Source organism: Staphylococcus carnosus (assembly GCF_900458435.1).
In the GTDB taxonomy this organism is placed as follows: Bacteria; Bacillota; Bacilli; order Staphylococcales; family Staphylococcaceae; genus Staphylococcus; species Staphylococcus carnosus.
The window spans coordinates 883,609-900,438 of the sequence record NZ_UHCT01000001.1; the positions used below are offsets into that span (position 1 = coordinate 883,609).

The 16,830-nt window shown below is 34.0% G+C and carries 14 protein-coding genes; 6 read left to right on the top strand and 8 right to left on the bottom strand.

The window, feature by feature from the left end; genetic code table 11:
- Positions 1 to 28 precede the first annotated feature (28 nt).
- A complete protein-coding gene (gene glmM, locus DYE31_RS04045; RefSeq protein WP_015900909.1) occupies positions 29 to 1,384 on the top strand; it encodes a phosphoglucosamine mutase in 1,356 nt (451 codons plus the stop codon).
- 49 nt (positions 1,385 to 1,433) lie between these two features.
- On the opposite strand, the gene DYE31_RS04050 is transcribed toward glmM, so the two are convergent.
- From DYE31_RS04050 to DYE31_RS04070, 5 genes are all read right to left on the bottom strand, one after another.
- Complete coding sequence (locus tag DYE31_RS04050) at positions 1,434 to 2,105, bottom strand: MgtC/SapB family protein (RefSeq protein WP_015900908.1); 672 nt, start codon at positions 2,103 to 2,105, stop codon at positions 1,434 to 1,436.
- Positions 2,106 to 2,214: 109 nt separating this feature from the next.
- Positions 2,215 to 3,318 (bottom strand): mannitol-1-phosphate 5-dehydrogenase, encoded by a 1,104-nt coding sequence (locus DYE31_RS04055; protein ID WP_015900907.1) that lies wholly within the window; start codon positions 3,316 to 3,318, stop codon positions 2,215 to 2,217.
- The gene (locus DYE31_RS04060) at positions 3,318 to 3,752 is read right to left on the bottom strand and encodes a PTS sugar transporter subunit IIA (protein ID WP_015900906.1); all 435 of its coding nucleotides are present in this window, start codon (positions 3,750 to 3,752) and stop codon (positions 3,318 to 3,320) included. Before DYE31_RS04060 ends, DYE31_RS04055 begins: the two co-directional genes overlap by 1 nt.
- 6 nt (positions 3,753 to 3,758) lie before the next feature.
- A complete protein-coding gene (locus DYE31_RS04065; protein ID WP_015900905.1) occupies positions 3,759 to 5,792 on the bottom strand; it encodes a BglG family transcription antiterminator in 2,034 nt (677 codons plus the stop codon).
- Between the two features lie 36 nt (positions 5,793 to 5,828).
- Positions 5,829 to 7,376: a PTS mannitol transporter subunit IICB gene (locus tag DYE31_RS04070; RefSeq protein ID WP_015900904.1), complete on the bottom strand. Its 1,548-nt coding sequence runs from the start codon at positions 7,374 to 7,376 to the stop codon at positions 5,829 to 5,831.
- 701 nt (positions 7,377 to 8,077) lie between these two features.
- Between DYE31_RS04070 and glmS the strand changes: the two genes are divergently transcribed.
- The 3 genes from glmS (at position 8,078) to DYE31_RS04085 (ending at position 12,449) form a co-directional block, all read left to right on the top strand.
- A complete protein-coding gene (gene glmS / locus DYE31_RS04075; RefSeq protein ID WP_015900903.1) occupies positions 8,078 to 9,883 on the top strand; it encodes a glutamine--fructose-6-phosphate transaminase (isomerizing) in 1,806 nt (601 codons plus the stop codon).
- A 403-nt stretch (positions 9,884 to 10,286) separates the two neighbouring features.
- Positions 10,287 to 11,396: an RNA-guided endonuclease InsQ/TnpB family protein gene (locus tag DYE31_RS04080; protein WP_015900902.1), complete on the top strand. Its 1,110-nt coding sequence runs from the start codon at positions 10,287 to 10,289 to the stop codon at positions 11,394 to 11,396.
- Between the two features lie 198 nt (positions 11,397 to 11,594).
- Positions 11,595 to 12,449: a Cof-type HAD-IIB family hydrolase gene (locus DYE31_RS04085; protein WP_015900901.1), complete on the top strand. Its 855-nt coding sequence runs from the start codon at positions 11,595 to 11,597 to the stop codon at positions 12,447 to 12,449.
- A gap of 88 nt (positions 12,450 to 12,537) precedes the next feature.
- On the opposite strand, the gene DYE31_RS04090 is transcribed toward DYE31_RS04085, so the two are convergent.
- Positions 12,538 to 13,722 (bottom strand): hypothetical protein, encoded by a 1,185-nt coding sequence (locus DYE31_RS04090; RefSeq protein ID WP_015900900.1) that lies wholly within the window; start codon positions 13,720 to 13,722, stop codon positions 12,538 to 12,540.
- A gap of 130 nt (positions 13,723 to 13,852) precedes the next feature.
- On the opposite strand from DYE31_RS04090, the gene DYE31_RS04095 reads away from it, so the two are divergent.
- A complete protein-coding gene (locus DYE31_RS04095) occupies positions 13,853 to 14,587 on the top strand; it encodes a metallophosphoesterase family protein (RefSeq protein ID WP_015900899.1) in 735 nt (244 codons plus the stop codon).
- A gap of 49 nt (positions 14,588 to 14,636) precedes the next feature.
- Here DYE31_RS04095 and DYE31_RS04100 read toward each other — a convergent pair whose 3' ends face one another.
- Both DYE31_RS04100 and DYE31_RS04105 read right to left on the bottom strand, forming a co-directional pair.
- Positions 14,637 to 15,578, bottom strand: a complete 942-nt coding sequence (locus DYE31_RS04100; RefSeq protein ID WP_015900898.1) for a cation diffusion facilitator family transporter — start codon at positions 15,576 to 15,578, stop codon at positions 14,637 to 14,639.
- 23 nt (positions 15,579 to 15,601) lie between these two features.
- Entirely contained in the window at positions 15,602 to 15,907 is a 306-nt protein-coding gene (locus DYE31_RS04105) for an ArsR/SmtB family transcription factor (protein ID WP_015900897.1), read from the bottom strand.
- Positions 15,908 to 16,069: 162 nt separating this feature from the next.
- On the opposite strand from DYE31_RS04105, the gene DYE31_RS04110 reads away from it, so the two are divergent.
- Positions 16,070 to 16,732, top strand: coding sequence for an SDR family oxidoreductase (locus DYE31_RS04110; RefSeq protein WP_015900896.1), 663 nt, complete (start codon positions 16,070 to 16,072; stop codon positions 16,730 to 16,732).
- The last annotated feature ends 98 nt before the right edge of the window (positions 16,733 to 16,830 follow it).

The following is a 16,830-nucleotide window of genomic DNA, read 5'->3' on the forward strand; positions in this document are numbered from 1 at the left end:
TTTTAAGCATTAAAAGGAGAATTTTGAAATGGGCAAATATTTTGGTACTGACGGTGTAAGAGGTGTAGCAAACAAAGAACTTACACCTGAACTTGCATTCAAACTAGGAAGATACGGAGGATATGTTTTAGCACATAATGAAGATAAAAAACATCCTCAAGTACTAGTAGGCCGTGACACTCGAGTTTCAGGCGAAATGTTAGAATCAGCCTTGATTGCTGGCTTGATTTCTATTGGAGCTGAAGTCATGAGATTAGGTGTTATTTCTACACCAGGCGTTGCTTATCTCACTAAAGAGATGGATGCAGAATTAGGTGTTATGATTTCTGCATCACATAATCCAGTTGCTGATAATGGTATTAAATTCTTTGGCTCAGACGGATTTAAATTATCTGATGATCAAGAAAATGAAATTGAAGCATTACTTGATGAAGAAAATCCTGATTTACCACGTCCAGTTGGTAATGAAATAGTGCACTATTCAGATTACTTCGAAGGTGCTCAAAAATATTTAAGCTATATTAAATCAACAATTGATGTTAATTTAGATGGTCTTAAAATTGCATTGGATGGCGCAAATGGTTCTACTTCACAACTTGCTCCATTCTTATTCGGAGACTTAGAAGCTGATACAGAAGTAATCGGATGCAGTCCAGATGGCTATAATATCAATGAGGGTGTAGGTTCTACACATCCAGAAGCTCTAGCAAAAACTGTTGTAGAAACAGAAAGTGATTTCGGCTTAGCTTTTGATGGAGATGGAGACCGATTAATTGCAGTTGATGAAAAGGGCAATATTGTAGATGGCGACCAAATCATGTTCATTATTGGTCAAGAAATGGCTAAAAACCAAGAATTGAATGATAATATGATTGTTTCAACTGTCATGAGTAATTTAGGATTCTATAAAGCTTTAGAAGCTGAAGGCATCAAATCTAACAAAACTAAAGTTGGAGACCGTTACGTAGTGGAAGAAATGCGTAAAGGTAATTATAACCTTGGTGGGGAACAATCTGGTCATATTGTATTAATGGATTATAATACAACAGGTGATGGATTGCTTACAGGTGTACAATTAGCTGCAGTTGTAAAATTAACAGGAAAATCATTAAGCGAACTCGCTGAACAAATGAAAAAATATCCTCAGTCACTTATCAATGTACGCGTTACTGATAAACATGGCGTTACTGATAATGAAGATGTTAAAGCAGAGATGGATCGTGTAGAAGCTGATATGAACGGAGAAGGACGTATTTTAGTTCGGCCTTCAGGCACAGAACCTTTAGTTCGTGTAATGGTAGAAGCTGCTACTGATGAAAAAGCTCAAAGCTATGCACAGCAGATTGCTGATGTGGTAGAAGAAAAAATGGGCTTAGATAATTAAGGGAATCATTAAAATAAACGGGCTGGATACGATGTGTGTCCAGTCCGTTTTATCTTACCATCTTGATTTCATCATGCTGTATCAAATCTTCCAATAATTTATTATGATTAAAACTGCGTTTTATTGAAACTTTTCCCATCACATTCATCGTAATAGTCTCTTTATCAATTTTTAGAATTTGAATATTGATATTTTTTACATGATGATATAAGAAAATTTTGGCGATTTTATTTTGAATATCCTCAGAATAATCTGCTTGAATATGTACCTTTATTGATTCGCTTAAACGAATAGATTTAAAAAGCATATCCTCACGGAAAACATATTGGATGATCACAATTAAAATAGTAGAAACTATACCAATGAAATAAAGTCCAGAGCCTAATGCCATACCGATGCCTGAAGTTATCCAAACACCTGCAGCTGTAGTCAGACCATTAACATTTTGGTTTCTAATTAAAATTGTACCAGCACCGATAAAACTAATCCCGCTGACGACTTGAGCCCCAATACGAGAGGGGTCTAAACTTATATTGGTTTCATGTAAGATATCATTAAAACCATATTTAGAAATAATTAGAAAAAGTGCAGAGGCTGCAGCAACTAAGATGTGTGTTCTGATACCCGCTGATTTAAGACGAACTGTTCTTTCGTATCCAATGGTAGCTCCGCATATAGCGGCTACAAAAATACGTAAAAACAAATCTAGTTGAAACATCATATTTATATCTCCTTGTTCTTTCATAGCTTTTAGTTCATATATACCACTAAACAATAAAAAATAGACTGGTCATTCACGGTTAAAGATGAATGAACAGTCTTATTTTTAATTAAAGTTGATTATAAACGCTTTCGATTTCTGCAGCTAATTTTGAATCGATTTGAGCATACTCTTTTAAGAATGCTTCGATACCATGTTCTTGAATATACTTATTCTTTTCAACAGTTTCAGTATCTTTATCATCTTGATATTTAAGCAAGAACGCTGCTTCATGCGTTAATCCTTCATGCGCTAAATCATGTTCATAAAGATAATTTAATGGTTTAATAATTCTATCTTTAGGGCCGATTTTACGCAATGTGCCACGACCGACACGTGTTAAGTCATCTGATAAGTTAGGATTTTTAAAGCGACCAATTATTTTTTCAACATAATCAGCTTGTTCTTGTTCAGAAAAGCCAAATTCATCAATAATATATTGGCTTGTTTCATTTAAAACTTCGCGCAAACCAGACTCTACTTTTCCATCTGAAATAGCATCTAATACGGTTTGATGACCATAATATTGACCTGCATAAGCGATATAAGCATGACCTGTGTTTACAGTCATTAATTTACGCTCAATATAAGGTCTTAAATCGTCTACATACTTAATATGTTCTAACTGAGGACCATACCAAGCATCAGCTTCAACCACCCATTCAAAGAAAGGTTCAACTAATACATCTAGAATATTTTCATGAGTTTGCTGAGGTACAATTCTATCTACTGCTGAGTTTGCAAAATGAATATGGTCAGGAAGCGGGCCTGTAATATCTAAAACTGCTTCTTTCAAAGTATCTGTAGCCATAATTGCATTTTCACAAGCAACAACATTAACAGGTGTTTCTTTTTCTTTTAATGCAGGTGCAAGTGATTTGGCAATTATAGGAAGTAAGTTAACACCTACGGCTGTTGTGATAATATCAGCTTCTAATAATGCTTGATGAAGTTTTTCTGGATCTTGAGCTGAATTAATCGCATCTACACCTTTAATTGTTGATGTTGTACGTGCTTCATCAGCAAGAATGACGTCATATTGATGGTCATGATTTAATGCATCTACAATCGCACTATTGACGTCTGAGAAGGTAACTTCTACATTATTATCTGAAAGAATTTGGCCGATGAAACCTCGGCCAATATTCCCGGCTCCGAAATGAACTGCTTTCATTATACGTCAGCCTCCTCAAAAACTGCTTTGATTTCTTCAGGAGATTTTGTATTTACAATACGGTCTACATTTTCTTCTTCGCTGAACGTAATTGCGATTTTAGATAATAAGTCTAAATGTTCACCATCTTTACCTGCGATACCGACTACTACTTTAGCAACGTCATCTCCCCATTGCACACCTTCAGGAATTTGTAAAAGTGTAAGTCCAGATTGTAATACAGCGCTTTTAGCTTCATCAGTACCATGAGGAATAGCAAGGCCATTACCCATAAATGTAGATACAACTGCTTCACGATCTTTCATTGCTTGAATATAATCTTCAGTAACTGCACCAGCATCTACAAGTGCTTGTCCTGCTTTTTCAATTGCTTCGTTTTGATCCTCGAAAGATTGGTTTAAAAAGATATTTTCATTACTGAATAATTCAGTCATAATCGATCACTCCATTTTTAATATTTTTTTCGTTTCTTGAATAAAGGCTTGTTTCATACTGTCTTGCAATTCAATTGTGTTTTGCATTAAATCATCAATTCTATGCAAATTACAAGTAATAGTTTCTGATACTGCACTTACAACCTGAGAGGCAGGACTATTTTCAGGTAAAAACATGCTGATTAAATAATTGATTTCTCTTGTTTGCCCTGATGAAGTAATTGAAAGTGGTTTTTTCAATCGTGTAAATAAAATCATCGGTTTTTGAATCAGCGCATGTTTCATATGAGGTAGACCAATAGGATAGGGGTCTAAAACAATTTCTCTTTCCTCTGCATAGTCTTTAAGTACTTGTTTAAATTGACTTTTACTCTCAATACTATGATTCTTACTGAGTTGTTTTAATAAATAATCTTGCCAGTTTGAAACTGTTGTCTCATCAACTTGAACATTCTTTAGTACCTCTAAATTCTCGCTTATCTGACTAACCATCAAATTTACAGATTCTGAATCTGATAGTTCAGTTGTAGTTTGCACTTCTTTATAATCTGATGAATGTCTCGTGTTTAAATAATTTGCTACAAAATTGATATCTTGATCCGGTAATAGGGGATTTACTGTAATGTATGGTTCTTGAATATCTAAACCGATTGTAGAGATAATCCCGTCATAACTTTTCAAATTCAATTGTTTCAAATCACTGAGTGAAGCTTGAGTTGTTTTACCGATTTCCGAAAAGGCTTGGTTGAGCCGTGTAGCAAGCACTCTGCTTGTACCGATACCTGAACTGCAGACAACTAAAATATTTAAAGCTTTCTCTTTTAGATGTTTAATTGAACCTCCAAAATGCAGTACAACAAAAGCAATCTCACTGCTTGGAAAATTCAAATCCGGCCAAATTTCAGCCAAACCATGTTCAACACTGTCATATAACCTGGAATATTTAGTGCGAATCATTTCGGTTAATGGATTATGTGTTTCAATATTGGCATTCAGTCGATTGATAGCAGGGATTAAATGTAATTTCAAACCTGATGTCAATGTAGATTTATCATCAAATTCATATTGAGAATGTTGTTCTACATAAGCAATTAACCGTGAAATCTTATTATCATCACGAACTTGAACGTTAGAATTTTCTTCATCTTTTCTTCTTTTTGCCCCACGCAAGTGAATTGTAATAAAGGTTATCTCTGCTGTATTGAAAGACACTTGATAAATCGTTGAAAGTTGCTGTGCTAGTGATGAAGCAACTTGATATTCTAAAGTATCTTTAACTGAGTTATAAATATCTTGGTCAATCGCAACATTTTCACCATGCTGTATACGCTCAATACTTAAAACAATGTGTACAGTTAAGGTTAGGTAACTGGCTTCTGTTAAGGTGTAAGGCAAAGCATCTAAATAATCCATTAAAATACGTTCAACTTGAAAGATATTTTCAAGTTCCACCATAGAGAGTTGAGAAACATTCAGCGATTGATAGACAAAATGGTTTTCAATAACCGAGTAAACACTTGTGCTGTTCAAGTTAGTAACCATCATTTGACTCAACATTTCACGTTTTTTAGCTTCTGATCCGGTTAATGAAACACCTGATCCTCGTTTACGCTCAATTGAGAGTTGGTAATCCGCTGCTTCTGTTTCCAATTCGTCTAATATTTTAGTGAGGGTAGTAGAAGCTACACCAATTTCATGCGCTAAACTATATTGTTTAATAGGTATTTTACTTTGGATTAATGCATATAGGATAATTGCTTTTTGTTCCTCAGCTGTTAAATCAACGGCTGTCATCTGATTAAGTTCAGTCCGCAATTGGCTTAAACTTTCTGAAGAAGCTTTCAATTGAACGCCTTTTTTAGGAATACGTTCAATTGAAATGTTCAATGCTTCTAAATCTTGCTCTAATGTTTTCAGTTCTCGGTGTATCGTTCTTGAAGAAACTGCAAGTTGTTGGGCAATTTCATATATAGTAATGAATTGACCTTGGTATTTCATCAATAGTGTTACGATTTCTTTTTCTCTGTTGCTTAAAAACATAGGCATCACCTGCTTTTGGTCTTTTAAGGCACCTAATTAATCTTGATCTTCTTTTAAATTATTGATTAATTCTTCATATCTTGGAGAATTTAAGAAGTTTTCTACAGAAATATGAATCGCATCAGGTGACTGTTTGATTGCACGATCTGTTAATTTTTTCTGAGTAATAACAAGTTGTGCATTTTTCGGCAATTGGTTAATAGCTGTATTGGTTACTTGAATATTTTCTAATCCAGCGTTTTTAAATTTATTTCGTAACATACTTGCACCCATTGCACTTGAACCCATACCCGCATCACATGCGAAGATAACATGGTCAACATTGTTATAATTATGAGCATCAACGTCTTCCGTGTTGTAATCATCTAACAATTCATCACTATCTTTATCTTCAGCTTTATTAGAAGCGGCTGTGGCAGTTGTTGTTTCAGCAGTTTTGTTATCAGCAGCTTTATTATCGTCTTTTGCACTAAGTTTAGAAGCGACACTTGATTTTTTACCTTTAGTTGCTTCCATTTGAGCAGTTGCTTCTGCTAAATCTTGTTTTGGATCTTTTGTGAATTTAAGGATTAATGCTGATACGACGAATGAAACAAGGGCTGCTAGTACTACACCAGTCAGCATATGCAAGAATTCGCCTTTAGGAGCATTGATTGCATAAACAATAATTGATCCTGGAGAAGCAGGTGTTTTAAAACCAAAGTCTAATAGTGAGTAAGTCGCAACACCAGTCATACCACCTAAGATAACTGATACAAATAGTAAAGGTCTCATCAATACGTATGGGAAGTAAATTTCATGAATACCACCGAAAAATTGAATAATCCCTGCACCATAAGATGTTGCTTTAGCAGTACCTTTACCGAAAATCATGTAAGCAATCAAGACACCGATACCTGGACCAGGGTTTGATTCAATCGTATATAGAATAGATTGGCCTGCATGTGCAGCTTGATCAGCACCAAGTGGTGTGAATACACCATGGTTAATTGCATTATTTAAGAACACGATTTTAGCAGGTTCTACTAAAATACTTACTAATGGTAATAAATGCGCATGTACTAAAGCTTCAACGCCAACTGATAAAATATGCATGATAAATTTCATGATTGGTGCTAAAACTTCAAAACCGAATATCGTCATGATAAAGCCTAAGATACCAGCTGAGAAGTTATTGAATAACATTTCAAAGCCTTGCGGTGTTCTAGGTTGAACGAATTCATCAGTTTTTTTCATTAGCCAACCGACTAATGGACCCATAATCATTGCACCTAATAACATCGGTGTATCCGGTAGCGCAACGATAACCCCCATAGTAGCCGTTGCTGCAATGATACCGCCACGTAAGTCGTGAATTAATCGGCCCCCGCTAAATGCAATAAGTAATGGAATAAGGTACGTAATCATTGGACCTGCAAGTTGTGCCAGGTCTTTGTTAGGGAACCAACCATTATCGATAAAGATAGCAGCGATAAAACCCCATGCGATGAATGCGCCGATATTCGGCATAATCATACTGCTTAAGAAAGAACCGAAAGCTTGGACTTTACGTCCAATCCCTTTATTTTCTTGTGAATTTGACATTGTATCCACCTCTTTAATTTAAATTTGATATACATTTATTGTGAGGGGAGAAAGGATTAAACTCAATCTAAAGTAAATCGACGTTTGTCACTGAATTGTTGCCATTTGTAAAAGTGAATACATATTATAGAAGAAATTTGATTTTAGCTAATAATTTGTGTTTAAAAAATACAAAATAATTACATAATTTACGAGTGAAAACGCATTCATTTTAAGTAATTGTTTGCAATTATTAAAACACTCATTGTAAAATGAATTATATTACGTGTGAAGGAGGGTAGATGTAGAAGATATAATTATAGCGCCCGTACAATTTAGGCAAACAAAGCACTGATTTATAACTTATAACAGAAGTGATAATAGCTTTTAAGCTGATATTGTAGACGAGGAAGACAGTGATCGGATTATCGGCGGATGCTGTCTCGGATGAGGTCGTTCGTAAGTTTGCAGAGCAAAACACTGGGGCAACTCGGTGCACAAAGTTTGTAAACAGACCAAAGTATATATTTTTTTGAAGCGGAACTCATTACAAGGGGATTAGTATGCCATTTTTGAAATGTTGATGTGAGAAGAAACATTTTGAAGCGGCTTTATTTTGATGTGCTGCTATTGAATAAGTGAGAAGATTTAATACAAGCGAAAAAAGAATATTCCCCTATCAAAAGGGTTACCGCAATTTTAAAATGCGGAGGAATTTTATTATGTGTGGAATCGTAGGATATATTGGGAAAGATAATGCTAAAGAAATTTTATTAAAAGGTCTAGAAAAATTAGAATACAGAGGTTATGATTCAGCTGGTATCGCTTTAGAAAATGCTGATGGGGTAACTGTATTTAAAGAAAAAGGCCGTATTGCAGATTTAAGAAATATTGCAGATGATAGTGACGTTGATGGTACTTTAGGAATTGGTCATACGCGTTGGGCTACACATGGTGTACCTAATCACGAAAACTCTCATCCTCATCAATCAGCAACGAAACGTTTTACTTTAGTGCACAATGGCGTAATTGAAAACTATGAAGAATTGCGTGATGAGTATTTAGCAGATGTAAAATTCTTATCAGAAACTGATACTGAAGTTATCATTCAATTGATTGAACATTTCTCAAATGAAGGTCTTTCAACTGAAGAAGCATTTACTAAAGTTGTTGAGTTATTGCACGGTTCATATGCATTAGCGTTATTAGACGAAGAAGACAGCGATACAATTTACGTTGCTAAAAATAAATCACCATTATTAATTGGTGTTGGAGAAGATTTTAATGTTGTAGCTTCTGATGCATTAGCGATGTTACAAGTTACAAATGAATATAAAGAAATTCATGATCATGAAATTGTAATTGTTAAACGCGACGAAGTAATTATTAAAGATGTTGACGGCAATGTACAAGATAGAGATACTTATATAGCTGAAATTGATGCATCTGATGCAGAAAAAGGTGTTTATGATCACTATATGCTTAAAGAAATTCATGAACAACCAGCTGTAATGCGTCGTATTATCCAAGAATACCAAGATGACCAGGGTAACTTGAAAATGGACGATGCAATTATTGATGATGTAGCAAAAGCTGACCGTATTTATATCATTGCTGCAGGTACAAGTTATCATGCGGGATTAGTAGGTAAAGAATTTATCGAAAAATGGGCTGGTGTTCCTACTGAAGTACATGTTGCTTCTGAATTTGTATACAATACACCGCTTTTATCTGAAAAACCATTATTCATCTATATTTCACAATCAGGTGAAACAGCAGATAGCCGTGCAGTATTAGTAGAAATGAAAAAACGTGGTCACAAATCACTTACAGTAACAAATGTACCTGGTTCAACATTATCACGTGAAGCTGATCATACATTATTATTGCATGCAGGTCCTGAAATTGCTGTAGCATCTACAAAAGCATATACTGCTCAAATTGCAGTGCTTTCAATTTTATCTCAAATTGTAGCTGAACGTCATGGTAAAGAAGCGACAATAGATTTATTGCAAGAATTAGCAAAAGCAGCTAATGCTATGGAAGCAGTTGTAGATGATGCTGAATTTATGGAACAAATTGCAACTGATTATTTAGAAACAACACGTAATGCATTCTTCATTGGTCGTACAATCGATTATAATGTCAGCCTTGAAGGTGCATTGAAACTAAAAGAAATTTCATATATTCAAGCTGAAGGATTTGCAGGCGGTGAATTAAAACATGGTACAATTGCTTTAATCGAAGACAATACACCTGTTATCGCACTTGCAACACAAGAAAATGTGAACCTATCTATCCGTGGTAATGTGAAAGAAGTTGCTGCACGTGGTGCGCATACTTGCATCATTTCAATGGATGGCTTGAATAAAGCAGGAGACACTTATGTGATTCCTCAAATCAATGAGTTATTGACACCGTTAGTATCTGTAGTGCCATTACAATTAATTTCATACTATGCTGCATTACATCGTGGATTAGACGTTGATAAACCACGTAACTTAGCGAAATCAGTAACAGTTGAATAATTTTTGACATTAGCTGTCACTTCTAATGAGGTGACAGTTTTTTTAATATGATTAGGTTGCTAAAAGATTATGAAAATGCCATAATCAAGGCGATAACTAGATCTTGGAGAGAGAATACTGTTACTAAAAATGTAATCAAGAGCTATTAAATATACCTGAACATAATTATAATTCAATTGAGGTGACAATGATGTATAAGACTAAAAAAATAATTGGAAAATTAGGGAGAACTATTTCCGCCCCATCTAATCGTAAATATACAGCATACAGTCGGGCTGCGGACCCATCGCAACCTGATGCATTACAAAATCAATTTGAAATTTTAACACATTACCGTAACTATCCATACTTTTAGCGGTTGTATCTATGGTTTTTATCAATTGAAGAAAGAGGGTGGCAAAATATGCTGAGAGCGTATAGAACCGAAATCAATCCTTCTTTTGAACAACGACAAACCATCAACCAAACTATCGGCACATGCCGTTGGATGTACAACAAATTTATCGAGACTAACCAAAATTTCCATAAAACTGGGCAATCATACATGAACGGTTATGCCTTCAGCAAATGGATGAACAATGTATATCTTCCCAATAACCCTGATAAACATTGGATTAAACAAAGTGCCAGCAAAGCCGTCAAACAATCTATTATGAATGCACATCGTGCTTATCAGACATTTTTCAAAAATAAAAAAGGTTATCCGAAGTTTAAAAAGAAATCAGGCATTGGAAGCTATTATTTAATCGGTACAATTCATGTACAACGGCATCGCATCCAATTACCGAAGTTGGGATGGATTAAATTAAAAGAAAAAAGTTATATTCCAACAAATAATATAAAATCTGCAACCATTGTTAAAGAATATGACAGATATTATGTCTCGGTATTAGTTGATCAACTCCCATCTCCTATTTTTAAACCAAAACAAACAGACGGAATCGGTATTGATTTGGGGTTGAAAGAAGCTGTATTCACACCCTCCGGTGTGAAAATCAGAAGCTTCAAAACGAATCAAACGATTGTTAAACTTGATAAATCTTTGAAACGACAGCAGCGTAAATTATCCAGAAAGAAAAAAGGTTCTCATAATTGGTATAAACAGTTGTTGAAACTACAAAGAATATACCGACGTATTAAAAACATTAAAAGAAATATCAAACACAAAGGCATACTTTCTATTGTCCGTACAAATCCGCAATTTATTACCATTGAAAATTTGAACATCAAAGGCATGATGAGAAACAAAAGATTGGCCAATAGTTTTCAGCAGATTGGACTCGGTTACATTGTTGAATGGTTGAAAATCAAATGTCAAGATTACGGTATTGAATTACGCCAAGTCGACAGATTTTATCTATCCAGTCAAATATGTTCTGATTGCGGCTACATACAACCCATGCCTTTGAATCAAAGAACGTACCATTGTCATCATTGCGGAATGATTAAAGACAGAGATATCAATGCCAGTATTAATTTAAAGCAAGCAACAGATTACACCGTGATAGTGTAATAAAAATAGCGAAAGGAAAACTGCTAAAAGATTATCACACAATTTAAATGTATTGATAAAGTTTCAAACTACGGTGGGCTACATCGGAAGTAACGCTCTGGGAGAGGTTTATAGACCTGATTTCAAATGGAATCAACCTCGTTGAAAAGAGAAATTCTCTAATGACATTTGAATATGTTTTTAGTAGCAGGACAAGAAATGGATAACGTACAAGCAATTTTTTTAGATATGGATGGTACGATACTGCAAGAAAATAACAAAGTATCAGATGAAACTGCTGAGGTTATTAAAAAATTACGTCAAGTTGGATATAAAGTATTTATCGCAACAGGTCGTTCTTTTGATGAAATTAAAAATTTAACACCTGAAGGATTTGAAATTGATGGTGTGATTTCTTCTAATGGTACTCGTGGTGATGCTGAAGGAAAAATGATTTTTGAACATAGTTTAACCTATGAAGCAGTACAACAAATTATAAAAGAAGCAAAGGACCAACAGATTTATTATGAAGTATTTCCATTCAGCGGCAAGCGTATGATTTTAAATGAAGATTATGATTGGATTACTAAGATGGTAGAAGGGGATACGCCACCTAATAACGTTGGAATCAGTGAATGGAATTCACGTAAATCAGCGTTGGATGGTAATGTGAATTGGGTTGATGAAATACCTGAAACTAAATTCTCTAAGATCTATATGTTCACACCAGATTTAGAAAAAATTACTGCTTTTAGAGAACATTTAATTGATGAAAAAGAAACATTAAGTATTTCAGTTTCAAATTCATCTCGCTATAATGCGGAAACAATGGCTGCTGGTATTGATAAAGGAACAGGAATAAAAGAAATGATTGAGCATTTTAATATTCCGCAATCAGCTACATTAGTGATCGGTGACAGTGACAATGACCGTTCAATGTTTGCATTTGGACATTATACTGTTGCAATGAAAAATGCGCGTCCTGAAATTCAAGCATTAGCTAAAGATGTCACATCATATGATAATGAAGAAAATGGAGCAGCGCGTTATTTAGAAGAACACTTCTTAAAATAAAACATAAAAATAAAAGTCGGTGAAAACTTTTGAGGTTTTCACCGACTTTTATTTGAGACTAGAATTGTATCTGAGTCTATTTATTCAACTATTTTTTAAAGTCATCAGAACGTTCATCAACATCTTTTTTCTTGTTTTTTAAATGGTCAAATGTTGAATCTGAATATTCTTCTTTTGTTTCCTTTAAATCTTCTTTTTTGCCATCTTTGTTGAATTTTTCTTCAACTTCTTCTTTCTCTTCTGAAACTTTATTAGTTATATTGTTAGTTTTCTTATCTTTCTTGCTAGTTTTATCTTTAGCATTTTTTGAACCTTTTACAGCAGCTGAGCCTTCAACTACTTTATCTCCAATTGTTTTAGATTTTTTATTTCTTTCTGGAGTGAAGTGTTCTGTTGCTTTACTAAAGAATTGAACGATAGCCATTAAGTTTAAGTAATAAACTACAATTCGAACCACATAGATAATTACAATCACAATATAAACTAAAATTTGAGCTAAATTTTGAGACATATGCTGTGTTGCAAGCATTACTAACTGTGGTATTGGATCAGAAAAGATAATTACAATCAAGTTTAATAAAATTAAACCTAAGAATAATTTAAACCAAGAATGATGTCCATTTTTAAGAGATTTAAAACTTTGTTTTACGTCTTTAAAAGCACCGGCTTTACGGGCTCTTAAATAAGCTACGACATAAGCAATCACAATATAAGCAAAGAACCAAACAAATAATGATAAAATAAATTTGGATAATGTCATGCCTATTAATTGAATTGCAATAAATGCTCCCATATTGCCGCCAAGGCTGCCTTGAAGACTTGAGATTACATATTGTAATAATGCGTTGAATAATTGATTAACAAAGTAAACAATTATAGTTGTAATTAGTAATACTAATAATGTAAACAATGCAAGTTTAACACTTTTTAGATAACTGCCTTTTTTGAAAGCAGTAAATACATCTGTTAAATGCACTTCTTCTTTATGAATAGCTTTATATACTACATTTATTGCACCTACGACTAATTGGAATCCTACAAAAATGAATATAAGTAATGGTATAATCAAGGAAATGATAAGCGGTAGTGCTGCTTGGAACATTGGACCTTGATACATCATTGACATCATAAACATTTGTAGTGCCTGTTGCACGGGCATTAATGTAAATGCAACGATTAAAATAAATACAAAGAATGTTAAAATGCTGAATAGAGCAGTTTTAGCATTTTGAGGCTTTGCATTCTTAAAAGCTTGTTTGTAAAATGTAAACAATTGCTTCGCACTCCTTTGATATGATATACACACAATATCAAAAAAATGCGTGTAATCAAATTAAAAAACGAAGTATTTGTATATTTTGTTACATTTAGAGAATTTATAAACTAATATAAGGGTGATAGCATTGAAATTTGCAGTAATTACAGATATTCATGGGAACATGGATGCATTATCAGAAGTATTAAGAGATATTGACAGAAGAGGGGACATTGACTACATTTATAATTTGGGAGACGTCATAGGAATCGGACATAATACTAATGAAGTATTAGGCATGATAACTTCTAGAAATGATATTACTTCTATTGCAGGAAATCATGATAAAGCTATTATGTCTGTGATCAACAACACGCCTTATCCTGAGGATTTAAAAGATAAATTTTATGAGCATCATCATTGGGTAGCTGAGCATTTAAATCCTCAATATTATGAATTTCTAAATACTTTGCCTCGTGAATTTACATTAGATTTATTAGGACAATCTGTATTAGGTATTCATTATGAAATTGAAAATGCTAAATTAGAAGATACAATAGACCAGATACCATTCAGTCCAATTGTTGAACCATCTGCAGAACATATGAAAACTTTATTCGCAGATAAAGATGCAGATGTTATATTGTTTGGCCACAATCATACATTGCATCATTTCATTAATGAAGATACGGTGTATTTTAATCCGGGGTCAGTAGGGTTGAACCGTGCACCATATACTGTATATGGTATAGTAACAATTACACCGGAACAATCAAATATTGAGCAAGTACGAGTAGCATATGATAACACACGTTTTATAGATGGTTTTGAAGTAAAAGAAGTGCCAGGCAGAGCACTCATCTTTGATAAATTTATACAATAGCAAAAATCCTTTGCATCATTACAGTTTAATGAGGATGCAAAGGATTTTTTTAATGTGCAATAGATAAATGTTCGCATAACGTTTTTGAACTATGATTATTATTTTTAGATTCTAATTGTATTGTCATATGGTGAATATTTAAATCATTTAATCGCATTTCAATACGATGCAGTAATTGCTCGCATTCTTCTATAGTCATTGTATCTTGAACAACGGCATGACAACTGAACGCATTTAAATCATTAGAAATAGTCCATACATGGCAATCATGAACATTTTCAATTTCATTTTCTTCAAGGACTGTATTTACTACTTCATCAATGTTGATGTCTTTTGGAGTACCTTCCATCAAAATAGTAAGTGAATCTTTTATTAATCCATAACTGCTGCGTAATAGTAGGACAGATACCAACATACTAGCGATAGGGTCAGCAAGTGTGAAATTAAATAGCCAAATTAATATCGCTGCTGCAATCGCACCCACTGAACCAAGTAAGTCACCGAGTACATGTAAGAAAGCGCCACGCATATTAATATTATGATGCGTATCTCCGCCTCGCATCATTAACCAAGCCACTATGATATTTATGATAAGTCCGATCACACTGATGATTAACATTTCAGTCGACATGACTTCTGGAGGTTGAGCTATTCTGCGTATTGCTTCTATTAATATTCCAATACTAATTACGAAAAGCAATACACCATTAAATAATGCAGCTAATATTTCAAAACGTTTATAGCCGAATGTCATTTCTGTTGTGGCGTTTCGTTCGCCATATTTAAAAGCGAAAAGTGCTAATCCTAACGAAAAGGCATCGCTTAACATATGCACACCATCAGATAATAAGGCTAAACTATTTGCGAAATATCCTCCGATAAGTTCGACAATCATGAAAGCAGTGATAATTGCAAAAGAGAATGCTAAAACACGTTTATTATCAGTATGGACATGGTGGTGGTGATGGCGTTCATGTTCTGAATGACTCATACTATTACTTCCTTTCTACTTAGTTAATTTGCTGGGTGTTCTGCATGGTGAATGGCTTGATTCAAAAGTGTAACGACATGTTCATCATTTAACATATAAATCTTTGACTGACCTTGTCGTTCAGATTTTACTAATTCAGCATTTCTCAATATTTTTAACTGGTGAGAAACGTTTGATTGAGAAAGTCCTAAAGTATGTGTGATATGGCCGACACTAGAAGGACCTTGTTCTAATAAATGCATAATTCTTATGCGATTAGGTTCACTTAATGATTTAAAAATGTCAGTTACATTTGCGAGTGTACTTGCTTTAAGTTCATGATTACTCATTTAAGAACTCCTATCTATTAATATATGAACAACTATTCATATATAATGATAATTCTAATTTGAGCTAAAGTCAATGTTATGAGAACAGACAGAGGAAGTTTAAGAAAATCACCACAGGGAATTAATTACACATATGACAATCTAAACTGAGGAGTGATTGATTTGAGTATTTTAGTTTTAGGTGCAAACGGTGGCGTAGGTAAACAAATCGTTTCTAAATTAAAAGAAGAAAATAAAGAAGTATCTGCAGCATACCGTAAAGACGATCAAGTTGATAAAGCAATCGGCGAAGGGTATGACGCAAGAAATGTAGATGTTGAAAAAGATGAAATCGAAAAATTAGCAGATAAATTTAAAGGCTTTGATCAAGTTGTATTCTCTGTAGGTTCAGGCGGTAATACAGGTGATGATAAAACAATTATCATTGACTTAGATGGAGCTGTAAAAGCAATCGAAGCCAGCAAAAAAGCAGGTGTAAAACACTTTGTAATGGTTTCAACTTATGATTCAAGTCGTGAAGCATTTGATAGTGTTCCAGAATTAAAAGCTTATACTATCGCAAAACATTACGCCGATAATCACTTACGCGACTCAGGTTTATTCCACACAATTGTACATCCAGGCGCCTTAGAAAATGGTCCTGGCACAGGTAATGTAGACATCGCAAAACACTTTGATGGCGGAGGCTCTGTACCTAGAGAAGATGTAGCTTCTGTTATTGTAGATGTACTTGAAAATGAAAAATTCCAAGGCGGAGAATTCCAAGTCATCAGCGGCTCAGAACCTATTGAAGATGCACTAGAAAACTTTTATAAAAAACAATAATCCATTTTAAACTATGAACTAATAAAATGAACTACTTTATATCACATCGTTATTTTGAGACTGTTTATTCAAAATAGCGGTGTGTTTTGTGTCTATTT